Source organism: Streptomyces sp. KR55 (assembly GCF_052245645.1).
GTDB classification, from domain to species: domain Bacteria; phylum Actinomycetota; class Actinomycetes; order Streptomycetales; family Streptomycetaceae; genus Streptomyces; species Streptomyces flavusporus.
Genome location: NZ_JBQQCE010000319.1, coordinates 1 through 11,481 on the forward strand (window position 1 = coordinate 1; position 11,481 = coordinate 11,481).

At 69.2% G+C, this 11,481-nt stretch carries 12 protein-coding genes and 2 tRNA genes; 7 read left to right on the forward strand and 7 right to left on the reverse strand.

Annotation, left to right across the window (positions count from 1 at the left end; genetic code table 11):
* Together ACTWQJ_RS35170 and ACTWQJ_RS35175 are read right to left on the reverse strand one after the other, a co-directional pair.
* Positions 1–1,084, reverse strand: a 1,084-nt coding sequence (locus ACTWQJ_RS35170; protein ID WP_443310520.1) for an acetyl-CoA carboxylase biotin carboxylase subunit, incomplete at its 3' end; no start/stop codon positions are given.
* A 165-nt stretch (positions 1,085–1,249) separates the two neighbouring features.
* Positions 1,250–2,038, reverse strand: a complete 789-nt coding sequence (locus ACTWQJ_RS35175; protein WP_443310521.1) for a response regulator transcription factor — start codon at positions 2,036–2,038, stop codon at positions 1,250–1,252.
* Between the two features lie 398 nt (positions 2,039–2,436).
* Between ACTWQJ_RS35175 and ACTWQJ_RS35180 the strand changes: the two genes are divergently transcribed.
* Positions 2,437–3,123 carry a ScbR family autoregulator-binding transcription factor gene (locus tag ACTWQJ_RS35180; RefSeq protein WP_443310522.1) on the forward strand — a complete coding sequence of 229 codons (687 nt, stop codon included), beginning with the start codon at positions 2,437–2,439 and terminating at the stop codon, positions 3,121–3,123.
* Positions 3,124–3,134: 11 nt separating this feature from the next.
* Here ACTWQJ_RS35180 and ACTWQJ_RS35185 read toward each other — a convergent pair whose 3' ends face one another.
* Positions 3,135–4,043: a quinone oxidoreductase family protein gene (locus ACTWQJ_RS35185; protein WP_443310523.1), complete on the reverse strand. Its 909-nt coding sequence runs from the start codon at positions 4,041–4,043 to the stop codon at positions 3,135–3,137.
* A 99-nt stretch (positions 4,044–4,142) separates the two neighbouring features.
* Here ACTWQJ_RS35185 and ACTWQJ_RS35190 point away from each other — a divergent pair, with 99 nt between their 5' ends.
* Complete coding sequence (locus ACTWQJ_RS35190) at positions 4,143–4,913, forward strand: SDR family NAD(P)-dependent oxidoreductase (RefSeq protein WP_443310524.1); 771 nt, start codon at positions 4,143–4,145, stop codon at positions 4,911–4,913.
* A gap of 79 nt (positions 4,914–4,992) precedes the next feature.
* On the opposite strand, the gene ACTWQJ_RS35195 is transcribed toward ACTWQJ_RS35190, so the two are convergent.
* Positions 4,993–5,883 carry a ScbA/BarX family gamma-butyrolactone biosynthesis protein gene (locus ACTWQJ_RS35195; RefSeq protein WP_443310525.1) on the reverse strand — a complete coding sequence of 297 codons (891 nt, stop codon included), beginning with the start codon at positions 5,881–5,883 and terminating at the stop codon, positions 4,993–4,995.
* Between the two features lie 99 nt (positions 5,884–5,982).
* Here ACTWQJ_RS35195 and ACTWQJ_RS35200 point away from each other — a divergent pair, with 99 nt between their 5' ends.
* On the forward strand, positions 5,983–6,645 hold the full coding sequence (locus tag ACTWQJ_RS35200) for a ScbR family autoregulator-binding transcription factor (protein WP_443310526.1): 663 nt from the start codon (positions 5,983–5,985) through the stop codon (positions 6,643–6,645).
* A gap of 109 nt (positions 6,646–6,754) precedes the next feature.
* Here the strand turns inward: ACTWQJ_RS35200 and ACTWQJ_RS35205 are convergent, their stop codons facing one another.
* From ACTWQJ_RS35205 to ACTWQJ_RS35215, 3 genes are all read right to left on the reverse strand, one after another.
* The gene (locus tag ACTWQJ_RS35205; protein WP_443310527.1) at positions 6,755–8,005 is read right to left on the reverse strand and encodes an MFS transporter; all 1,251 of its coding nucleotides are present in this window, start codon (positions 8,003–8,005) and stop codon (positions 6,755–6,757) included.
* Positions 8,002–8,712 carry a YczE/YyaS/YitT family protein gene (locus ACTWQJ_RS35210; protein ID WP_443310528.1) on the reverse strand — a complete coding sequence of 237 codons (711 nt, stop codon included), beginning with the start codon at positions 8,710–8,712 and terminating at the stop codon, positions 8,002–8,004. Before ACTWQJ_RS35210 ends, ACTWQJ_RS35205 begins: the two co-directional genes overlap by 4 nt.
* A 166-nt stretch (positions 8,713–8,878) precedes the next feature.
* Positions 8,879–9,199 (reverse strand): VOC family protein, encoded by a 321-nt coding sequence (locus ACTWQJ_RS35215; RefSeq protein WP_443310529.1) that lies wholly within the window; start codon positions 9,197–9,199, stop codon positions 8,879–8,881.
* A 247-nt stretch (positions 9,200–9,446) separates the two neighbouring features.
* On the opposite strand from ACTWQJ_RS35215, the gene ACTWQJ_RS35220 reads away from it, so the two are divergent.
* From ACTWQJ_RS35220 to ACTWQJ_RS35235, 4 genes are all read left to right on the forward strand, one after another.
* Positions 9,447–10,094 (forward strand): TetR/AcrR family transcriptional regulator, encoded by a 648-nt coding sequence (locus ACTWQJ_RS35220; protein WP_443310530.1) that lies wholly within the window; start codon positions 9,447–9,449, stop codon positions 10,092–10,094.
* Positions 10,095–10,273: 179 nt separating this feature from the next.
* Positions 10,274–10,858 carry an NADPH-dependent FMN reductase gene (locus tag ACTWQJ_RS35225; RefSeq protein WP_443310531.1) on the forward strand — a complete coding sequence of 195 codons (585 nt, stop codon included), beginning with the start codon at positions 10,274–10,276 and terminating at the stop codon, positions 10,856–10,858.
* Positions 10,859–11,078: 220 nt separating this feature from the next.
* Positions 11,079–11,153: transfer RNA gene (locus ACTWQJ_RS35230), tRNA-Asp, on the forward strand.
* A gap of 24 nt (positions 11,154–11,177) precedes the next feature.
* Positions 11,178–11,251 (forward strand) — tRNA-Phe (locus tag ACTWQJ_RS35235).
* Positions 11,252–11,481: the final 230 nt, after the last annotated feature.

Below are 11,481 nucleotides of genomic sequence, written 5' to 3' on the forward strand. Positions count from 1 at the left end.
CGGGGCCGGACGGCGGGGCGAACGTGGTCACCGTGCCGGGGGCGGGCAGGAAGCCTCGGCCGGGGTCCTCGCCGTTGATGCGGAACTCGAAGGAGTGGCCGCGGATGACGGGGTCGTCGTAGCCGAGCTCCTCGCCGTCGGCGATGCGGAACATCTCGCGGACCAGGTCGATGCCGGTGACCTCCTCGGTGACCGGGTGCTCGACCTGGAGACGGGTGTTGACCTCCAGGAAGGAGATCGTGCCGTCGAGGCCGACGAGGAACTCCACGGTGCCCGCGCCGACGTAGCCGGCCTCCTTGAGGATGGCCTTCGACGCCCGGTACAGCTCGGCGACCTGCTCGTCGGACAGGAACGGCGCCGGGGCCTCCTCGACCAGCTTCTGGTGCCGGCGCTGCAGGGAGCAGTCACGCGTCGACACGACGACCACGTTGCCGTGGCTGTCGGCCAGGCACTGCGTCTCCACGTGCCGGGGCTTGTCCAGGTAGCGCTCGACGAAGCACTCCCCGCGCCCGAACGCGGCCACCGCCTCACGCACGGCGGAGTCGTACAGCTCGGGCACCTCTTCGAGGGTCCGGGCGACCTTCAGACCGCGGCCACCGCCACCGAAGGCGGCCTTGATCGCGATCGGCAGGCCGTGCTCCTCGGCGAACGCGACGACCTCGTCGGCGCCGGACACCGGGTCCGGCGTGCCGGCCACCAGCGGCGCACCCGCCCGCTGGGCGATGTGCCGGGCGGCGACCTTGTCACCCAGGTCCCGGATCGCGGCCGACGGCGGCCCGACCCAGATCAGGCCCGCATCCAGCACCGCCTGCGCGAAGTCGGCGTTCTCGGACAGGAAGCCGTAGCCGGGATGGACCGCGTCGGCACCCGAGTCCTTGGCCGCCCGCAGCACCTTGTCGATGTTCAGATAGCTTGTGGCCGGGGTGTCACCGCCGAGGGCGAACGCCTCATCCGCGGCGCGGACATGCAGAGCCTCCCGGTCCGGGTCCGCGTACACGGCCACACTCGCGATACCGGCGTCCCGGCACGCCCGGGCAACGCGGACAGCGATTTCGCCACGGTTGGCGATCAACACCTTGCGCACGATGGCTCTCTCCTTGTGGCTCGTCCGAACGCTGCGGTCCAGCTTGTGCCGGGCGCCGAGCAGGACTCAAGGCGCCCTTGTCCAGGCTTCTGTGAACTTCCTTCACAGCCCGCAGCGGCAGGTGAGTGGCTCACGAACGGAACGTCAGAGATACGTCAGACCGCGCTACGCGTGCCCGAGCCGGAATCCGACCCCCCGCACCGTGACGATCCAGCTGCTGGAACCGAGCTTGTTGCGCAGACTGCTCACGTGTGTGTCGAGGGTGCGGCCCGGACGCGACCATGAGTCGTCCCAGACCTGCACCATGAGCTGCCTGCGGGAGATGACGGTCTCCGGCTGGGAGGCCAGCAGGTGCAGCAGGTCGAACTCCTTGCGGGTCACCTCGATGAGCCGCCCGCCGAGCCGGACTTCCCGCGCGCCCGCGTCGATGCGCAGCAGTCCGTGCGTGATGACCTGCTGCAGGGGGCGCTGCGGACGGGCCCTGCGCATGACCGCCTCGATACGGGCCATCAGCTCCCGGAAGCCGTACGGCTTGGCCAGATAGTCGTCCGAGCCCGCCTGCAGGCCCAGCACCCGGTCGAGTTCGGAGTCGAGGGCGGTGACGACGATGATCGGCGTGTCAGAGATGGCGCGGATGCTCCGGCAGACCTCCAGACCGTCCAGGTCAGGCAGTTCGAGGTCGAGGAGGATCAGGTCCCAGTTGTGGTGCGCCTGCAGTGCCTTGGCGCCGGTTGCCACGCTTTCGGCCTGGTAGCCGTGCCGCCGCAATCGCTGGACCAGGCTCATGGCGGATGTCGGCTCGCTCTCCACGACGAGGATCCGCTGTGCCTGCCAGCGGGATCCAGCCGTGTTCTTCACTGTCGGCGGGCGGTTGGCCAGAGAGGCCAGGTCGTCCTCGTGGTGGCGGTGCCCGGGTATGTGAGGGCCCAGTAAGGCGGTGGGCTGCTGTGTCATCTACTGCTCCTGCACATCCGTGAAACGGTCTGTCATCCCCAGTAGAGCTTGCGTCTCACAAGATACAAACCGGCGCGTCGGTTTGTCAAAGTTCGAAGGATCCCGGTCATACACGGCCGCGAAAACGCCTTACCCGGACCTGGCAATCGCCGGTCGTCCCTGGTAGGCCGGGCAGGAGGCCGACAACACCACCCCTTCACACCCACCCTGGGCCACTCCCGAACGAAGGCCGCCGATCATGAAAATCAACGGTTTCATGTGGTCGTCTTGCGCGGTATACAAACCGAATTGCTGGTTTAATATGTTGCCCACCTCGCAGACACACAGCGTCCCCTCTCCTCCGTCTACTCCTCCCGGCCGCCAGGCCGCAGGAAACAATTCCCCGACTGGAGCCACCGGTGACCAAACAGGAACGGGGCCTCCGAACCCGCCAGGTGCTGATCCGTTCGGCGGCCGAGGTGTTCGAGCAGCGTGGATACGTGCAGACGCGTCTCGCCGACATCAGCTCGCAGGCCGGTATGAGCACCGGCGCACTGCACTTCCACTTCCCGAACAAGGCTGCCGTGGCCGATGCAGTGGAGGCCGCGGCCGCCGAAGCCCTGCACCGCAGCGCGCGCGTCGCCGGCCGGAGTCCGGTGAACGCGCTCCAGACGCTCACCGACATCTCGCACGTCTTCGCCTTCCTGCTGAGCCACGACGTGGTGGTGCGCGCCGGAGTGCAGCTCGCCTGCGACACCGCCCGCAGCCCCAGCCTGAACTTCCACCAGAAATGGTGGAACTGTGTGAGCCGACTGCTGCTCCAGGCCGCGGACGAGGGCAGCCTCGCCGATGACGTGTCGCTGCACGACCTGACGGCGGTCGTGGTCGGGGCGACCACAGGTTTCCTGTCGCTGCACCGGGACAACGCGGAGTGGCTGACGCGCCGCTCGCTCACCGGGTTCTGGCGACTGCTCCTGGCGCGCGTGGCCACGCCGCAGGTCCTGGGCTCCCTGGCCCCTGAAGGCACCGGCGTGACGAACACGTTGCCGCTGGTGCCCTGTCGGCCGACGCTGGAGACTTGCCCGCAATCCGGCCTGCCCCGCTGACGGCGCCCGCCTCACGGCCGTAGAACCACCTTGCCCACGGTCCGGCGGGCCAGCAGATCCTCGTGCGCCCGCCGCGCCTCGGCCAGCGGATACTCGGCGCCGCCGACCGGCCGCAACCGTCCCTGGACCGTCAGGGAGAGCAGTTCTGCGAGCGGCTCGGTGAAGCCACCCGGCCGGGCCAGCGCGGGGCGCAGCCAGAAACCGACGACTCCGGCGTTGAGACGGCTGAGCCGCGCCGGGTCCAGGGGCGTGAACCCGGCGCGGGAGGCATTGCCGTACGTCACCAGGCGGCCGGAATCGGCGAGCGAGCCGAGGGCCTGGTCGAAGAGCGGGCCGCCGACCGCGTCGAGGATCACGTCGGCGGGCTTGTCCAGCGGATACTCGACCACCGCGTCCACGCCGAGGGACAGGACGAGGTCCCGTTTTCCGGGGCTGGAGACCACGGCCCCGACCCACCCGGCGCCGAACTCCCGGGCCAGTTGCACGGCGAGGCTGCCGACACCGCCCGCCGCGGCGTGGACCACGACGGCCTCGCCGGGCAGCAGCCGGGCCGCGCTGCGCAGCAGGTGCCAGGCGGTCAGTCCCTGCATCAGCAGGGCCAGCGCCTGCCCTGCCGGCAGGTCGTCGGGGATGTCGATCGCCTTATCGGTGTCGACGAGGGCGAGTTCGGCGTAGCCGCCGGTGGTCATGGTCAGCACCCGCCTCCCGTCCTGCGTCCTGCCGACGACCTCCCGGCCCGGCACGTACGGCAGTTGGTCCGCGCTCAGGTAGGAGCCGTCGACCTGGTGGGTGTCGGCGAAGTTGACCCCGGCGGCCTCGACGGTGACCAGTGACTGGCCCGGGCCGGGGACCGGGTCGGGCACCTCGCGGAGGGTCAGCACCTCCGGGCCGCCGAAGTGGTCGAACTGAATGGCACGCATGGCGAGTTGACTCCGTTCGTCTCGAAGGCCTCTGCCTGGCCGCCGACCGGAAACCAAGCTGTCATGAACAGGTAAAGATAGGCCTGCCAGACTGCTCTCATGATCACAACAGATGGGTTACTGCAGGGCAAAGTCGTGTTGGTCACGGGAGCCAGCAGCGGCATAGGTGCCGCTGCCGCGTCTGTCTTCGCCCGCGAGGGAGCCTCGGTCGTACTCGCCGCACGCCGGGAGGAACGACTCGTGGCCCTGACGGCCGCACTGAACGACAAGGGGTGCGACGCGGCGCACGTGGCCGCCGACATGACCCGAGCGGAGGATGCACGAAGGGCGGTCGACGTCGCGCTGGAGCGCCACGGCCGGCTCGACGGAGCGTTCAACAACGCCGGCATCGGCGGCGACCGGACGCCCCTGCACCAGATGGAAGACGACATCTACGACTCCGTCATCGACACCAACGTCCGAGGGCTGTGGAACTGCCTGCGGGCCGAGATCGCCGCCATGCTGGACAGTGGCGGCGGCGCGATCGTGAACAACAGCAGCGTCGGAGGCCTGGTGGCCATCCCGGCCGCCGCCCCCTACGTCGCCTCCAAGCACGCGGTCGTCGGTTTCACCCGCGCCGCGGCCGATGAGTACGCCCGCCAGGGCATCCGCGTGAACGCCGTGGCCCCGGGATCGACCCGCAGCGAGATCACCGTCGACTGGTACGGGCGCAACCCCGGCCTCGAGGAGGCGATCCACGAGGTCACCCCCCATGGACGTACGGCGGCCCCCGAGGAGATCGCCGAGGCCGCGGCCTGGCTGCTCAGTGACCGCTCGTCGTATGTCACGGGCGTGGTGATGCCGGTGGACGGCGGCTACGTCAACCGCTGACCCCGCCGGGGAGGACGCTGCCCGGATGGAACGGGGGCGTCCTCCCCGAGACAGCGTTCGGGCGGCCGTATCCCGCGGGTTATTGCTCGCCGACCAGCGTGATCGTGAACGCGGTCGCACCGTTCTGTACGCCCGTGACCACGACGCGCCGCGCACCGTCGCCGGATGCCGGAGCGGCGGTTGCCTCGATCCAGCAGGGGGCGTCGAACTCGACGTAGCGCGAGTATGAACTGAACACGTCAAGCGGGGAGAACAGGGCGGGTCCGGTGACACCCTGAGCGGCCTGACGAGCCGCCTCGATCAGCGCCAGCGCGGGGACATGGTCGACGGGGTGGTCGTACAGGTCCGTGTTGTGCACGTCCATCCGCAGCTGCCACCGGCCGGGCCGGTCGGCGGGCGCCAGAACCACGTCGGACGCATGGACGCACCCGACGGTGCGCGGGTCCACGGGCCGGGGGACGGGCGCCTCGCCCCAGGCGACGTGCAGATGCTCGCCACGCAGCCTGCGGTAGACGGCCGGGGCTATCCAGCTGAAGGCGACGACGGACTCCGCAACCAGATGCCCTTCGTGCAGCAGAGCGAGCTGCATCCGCAGGGAGCGGTGGCCCGTCTTCTCGCAGGACACATTTACAACCAGGTCAGCCGGTCGGTTTCGCGGTACTCGATAAGCACGGTTGAGGGAGAAGTCCATCTGCTCCATCAACGTCTGGTGCGACAGCGGCACCGACCTCTCGGCGTGAGCGATGACCAGGCAGCTCTGCCGGATGGTCTGCGTGAGTAACAGCAGGCCATCGATGCCTTGGCCCGCCGCCGGCCACCGTACGGTGACCGTGCACTGGTCGGTTTCTCCCGGAAACCAACCGGTGGCCAGGACCGCTTCCTCTCGGTGCAGATGTACGTACTCCTTGGGTACGCCCTCCCCCTCGACCCCGTCAACGTGGCCGTAACCAGGCAACAACGTATTGGACACGATTCCCCCAAGTCCTGCACGATGGCGAATGCGACCCCACTAAGATACCGGCGCGCCGGTCTTTTTAAAGTGAATTCTGGATTGACGCAGGGAGCAGCCGTGGCGAGACAAGAGCGGGCCATCAGAACCCGCAGGGTCATCTTGGAAGCCGCCGCCGCGGTCTTCGACGAGCTCGGCTACGAGGCCGCAACCATCTCGGAGGTCCTGAAGCAGGCCGGGGTGACCAAGGGCGCGTTCTACTTCCACTTCCCGTCCAAGGAGGACCTCGCCCGGGGTGTCCTCGAACTGGCGGTGACGACCGAAGGCGTCGAGCCCCAGGGTCTGATGCTCCAGGAGTCCGTGGACACGATGCTGATCATGGCTCACCGGCTGCCCCGGGAGCCGCTGTTCAGCGCCGCGCTGCGGCTGTCGGTGGACCGCAACTCCCAACGCGTGTTCGGCACGCGCTGGCCCGACTGGATCGAGCTCCTGGGAGGTCAACTCGGTGAGGCCAAGAAGCGGGGCGAGGTCCATCCGTACATCGACGAGACGGAGACCGCCCGTCTGCTGATTGCCGCCTGGACGGGCGTCCAGGTCGTGTCCGAGGGACTGCCGGACGCGTACGACCTGCCGACCGAGGTGGCCAGGCTGCTCCAGCTGATGCGGCCCAGCATCGCCGTCCCCACGGTCCTGAGCCGGCTGGAGATCTCCCCCGACCGGGGTGCCCGGCTGCTCGCCGCGATGACGAGCGACCGGCCGGAGGACTTTGCCGTCTCCGGCTGAGCGCCGGACGCCGCCGGGCGCGACACGGCTCGCGGGCCCACCGCCCGACGGGCAGCGGCCGCGAGACCGTATCTCTTGTGCCACCCCTGCGCGCACCGTGCCGCCGTCCTCACCCGGCCCGGGGAGAGGAAGCCGGGGCGGGGGCCTTGTTCTCGTCGTCGGCGTGCGGATCCGTCATGTCCGCCCGGCTGACCGACAGGAGGATCACGGCCAGGGCCGGCAGGGCCGCCGCGAGCAGGAACCCGGTGATGGGCGAAGTGGCCTGGATCAGCGGGCCGATCAGCAGCGGGGAGGCGAACTGCCCGGCGAAGGTGGCCGTTCCCGACAGCGAAGTGGCCTTGCCGCGCACCTCGGCGGGAACGCCCTCGCCGATCAGCACGGTCGTCACCGGGAAGAACACGCCCTGACCGAGGCCGAACAGCAGCGGCGCCAGGAACAGCAGCGGCGCGTTGGGAGCGGCGGCGAGCAGCAGGAAAGCCGCCGTCCACAGCACCAGCGAGCCGCGGAGCAGCATGCTGTAGGCCAGACGCGTACGCATCGAGGCGTACCCGAGGCCGATCAGGCTCATCGCGGCGGACATGCCCACGGTGTAGAAGGAGACCAGCAACGGATCCTCGACGCCGACCTCGGACAGCCGCTCCGGCAGGAAGACGACCAGCGCGTACAGCAGCAGGGAGCCGCAGAACTGCAGCGCGTACCAGACGAGCAGGAGACGCTGCTCGCGCAGCATCGCCAGGGCGCCGGGCGCCGGTCCGGACGCGCGGCCGGAACTCGCCGGGCGGGTGTGGGGCAGCAGCAGGGCGGTGGCGAGACCGAGCGGCACACCGACCAGGTAGACGCCGAACGGCAGGTGCCAGGAGATCCCGCCGACGGCTCCGGCCAGCAGCGGCCACAGCACACCGCCCATGCTGGTGGCCGTCCCGCGCCAGCCCATCGCGCGGTCCTGCGCGGGCCCCCGGTACAGGTTCAGCAGGGCCACCGTGGTGCCCGAGAACACCAGGGCCGCTCCTGCGCCGAAGACGGCACGCGACGCGATGAGCGCGGGATAGCTCTCGACGAACAGACCGGCACCGCCGGCCAGCCCGTACAGGACCAGCCCGCCCGCCAGAGGCAGCCGTACGCCATAGCGGTCGAGCAGCCAGCCGGCCAGCGGACTGGTGATCGCGATGGAGAGGCTGTGGGTGGTGATGATGAGGCCGGCGGCGGTGCCGCTGACCGCGAGGTCGTCGCGGATGACCTGGATGACCGGCGCGAGGATGGAGCCCGCCATCACGGTCAGGGTCGAGGCGAAGAGAAGGAGCGGCAGAGTTCCGGGGCGAACCGCAGGAACCGCTGCCGACTCTTGTGCTGGTGTGTTCACCGACTGCCTTCCAGGACGGGGCCGCCGACTCCGCCGGGTCGGGTCAGACCGTGGTTGGTCAGACGCAACTTGGCGGAGTTGAAGGCCATGAAGGGCTGGATGAGGCCGTCGACGAAGATCAGGAACGCGAGGGTCCCGATGCCGACGGGCCCGCCGAGCAGCCACCCGAGGGTGAGCAGAACGGCCTCGACGCCGACCTTGGCGCCCCAGAAGGGCACGTTCCAGCGCTGGTTGAGCGTGATGACGATCAGGTCCATGGCACGGATGCCGGTGCCGCTCATGATGATCAGGGCTGAGCCGTAGGCACACAGCAGGACCGCCGCGACCAGGGAGGGTACGGAGTCGAGCCAGTCCAGGTCGGCCAGGAGCATCAGGTCGATGAGGCTGCCGCAGAGCAGGAAGGTGACGAACGGCATCACGACCGGGCGACGGCGGTTCCACGCCGACCAGATGGCGATGCACACGGCCGCGATGAGCGCCTGCACGATGCCGATGGTGAGGTCGACGTGCTCCAGGATGCCGAGGGAGAGGACATCCAGGGGGTCCACGCCGAGTTCGGAGTGGATGAACAGGGTGGCACCGGAGGCGAAGACCAGGCAGCCCGCCAGATAGAGCGCGTAGCGCCCCAGATGTTCACGCGGGTCACGAGGCTTGAGATGCCGGTTGGACACGGGAGAGGACGCGGACGTGGTCCCTAACTTGGACATGCTGGACTCCTGTGACTCCTGTTGAGGAGGACCCCGCGGGACGCCCGGCGGACACGGGGGATTCACGGCCTGGGCGTCCCGCGGGGAGCAAACGGTGGTTGCACGCGGGCCGTCGGCAGGAGCAGGGGGATGACGCGGACGGCCCGCGCGATGGTGGGAGGGCTGGTCAGGCGTTGACGAAGATCAACTGGTTGCCCTCGGGGTCGGTGATCTCGAAGCGCTCACCGGTCTTGTGCGGGACGATGGCGGTGGGGCCCAGATCACTCACGGCCTTGTGCGCGGCGGGGATGTCCACCTGCGTGAAGGCAATGGCCCTGGGCTGGTCGCCCTTCTGGATGATCAGCTCGCCGTCGTGGCCGGTGTCGAAGACCACGGAGATGCCGGGGTACTCCTCACGCACCTTCAGACCGAGCCGGTCGCGGTAGAAGGCGGCCATCGTGTCCAGGTCCTCGCAAAAGATCTTGATCACCGTGAGCTTGCCGAACATGAAGTTCTCCCTTTCATGATCACCCCCTCGCCAGGGGCTGCCGTGGTGGCGACAGAAAGGAAACTACACGGTGCAGTTCAATAAGTAAACCGGATAGTGCAATAAGGCGCCGGAGCGTGTGAGCGCGAGGGGCAGATGAGGCCGTCGGGACCCGTGCACCGGGCGGAACCGCCGGTAAACTGAACCGTATAGTTTCGCCCGTACCACGCCGGGTCGGCGCGATCAGCGATCGAAGGAGTGAGCCACCATGACGGCCCCCATCACCCGACCACCCCGTCCGGGGCGGCCCGCGAAGCGCTCCGCGATCGACTGCGCCGCCCGCGCCGTGTTCGGTCGTGAGGGCTACATTCGCGCCAGCATGGACAGCATCGCCGCGGAGGCGGGTGTGTCCAAGCGCACGATCTACAACCACTACCAGGACAAGGAGCAGCTCCTGCTGAGCGTGCTCCAGGAGAGCACGCAGGCGGTGGCGGCCCACCAGGAAGAGCTCATCGACCGGCACCTGACCGACCCGGCCGATCTGAAAACCGAGCTCATGGCGCTCGGCCGCGCCCTCGCCGCTCCGCAGAGCGGATTCGAGGAGCACTTCGCCCTGGTGCGGGTCATCTTCGCGGAGGCGTCACGGCTGCCCACCGAGGTCACCACCAGCTGGCGCAGCGAGGGGCCGCGGCGCACCCAGGCCCGGCTCGCCCGGCACTTCACCGCCCTGACGGCGGCGGGCCGGCTGCACACCGAGGACCCCCAGGACGCCGCCGCCCACTTCACGCAGCTCGCCATGTCCGAGGCGTACGAGCGCTCCTTCCACGGCGCCCTTCCGCTGCCGTCGAGTGAGCTGGACGCGCTGGTCGCCTCCGGCGTGAGCGCCTTCCTGCGGCTGTACGGAACGGACGGCTGACTCCTCCGCCCCCTCCGAGCGGCCGCGCGCCGAGGGAAAGGCAACCGCGGAATCCGGGAGACTTTTTGCTCCGCACGGTGTAGTTTACTTTCACGCCGGGGCAGCACCGCTCTCCGTCCGGCGCCGACCCCGTACTGCCTTTTCTCCCCGCCCCCAGCCGCTTCTTCCGGAGGTAGCGCATGACCACCCAGCCCCTGTCCCTCGCCGTCATCATCGGCAGCGCGCGCGGCGGGCGCCTCGGCGACAAGGTCGGCCACTGGTTCGCCCGGCAGGCCCAGGCACGCGACGACATGACCGTCGATGTGATCGATGTCGTGGAGCACCCGCTGCCGCTCGCCATGCCCGCGATCGGCGAGGAGCCGGCCGAGCACGTGAAGTCCGTCAAGGACCCGCTGTCCGAGCGACTGCACGCCGCCGACGCGTTCGTCGTGGTCACCCCCGAGTACAACCACTCCTTCCCCGCCTCGCTGAAGAACGTCATCGACTGGCACCTGCAGGAGTGGGCCGCCAAGCCCGTCGGTCTCGTGTCCTACGGCGGTATGGGCGGCGGTCTGCGGGCGGCCGAGCACCTGCGGCAGGTGTTCGCCGAGGTGCACGCGATGACCGTGCGCGAGATGGTCAGCCTGCACAACCCGTGGACCTCGTTCACCGACGGCGAGGCGCCCGAGGGCGCGGACGCGGCGGCGAAGAAGCTGCTGGACCAGGTGGCGTGGTGGGGCAAGGCACTGCGCACCGCCCGCACCGATCAGCCGTACGCCCTCTGAACCAAGGCCTGCCGGCCCGGCGCGGCGCCTTCACCCCGGTGGAGCGTGTCGCGCGGGTCGGCCACAGGTTCGGATGTGCCACGGATCGAAAGCCGCCCTCGCCCCCCGATACCGATTGGACACCGACCCGCCAGACCTGCAACTATCTGTGCGTGCTCCCGATTGGGGGAACGCAAAACGGTGTGCGACACTTGGCTTCGTTGGTCGCACGCAACCAGATGGTCCTGTGGAGCAGTTTGGAGTGCTCGCCACCCTGTCAAGGTGGAGGCCGCGGGTTCAAATCCCGTCAGGACCGCTGAGGTTTCACATGAAACCTCGTGGCTGGGTAGCTCAGTTGGTACGAGCGTCCGCCTGAAAAGCGGAAGGTCGCCGGTTCGACCCCGGCCCCAGCCACAACCGCCCCGAGGGCAGCAAACCCCCGTCGAGACCATCGGCGGGGGTTTCGCGTTGCGGCACCTGCAAAAGCGTTCGCCATGGATTTCCCCGGGATGAGATCCTGGGTCCCGTATGTCTACGCAGCCTGCCCCCGCCACTCCCGCCCTCGGCGCCCTCGCCCCCCGCCTCACCGAGCTCTCGCTGCGCGATGCGCACCGGCTCGGGCGGCGGCTCGAGGGTGCGCGCAA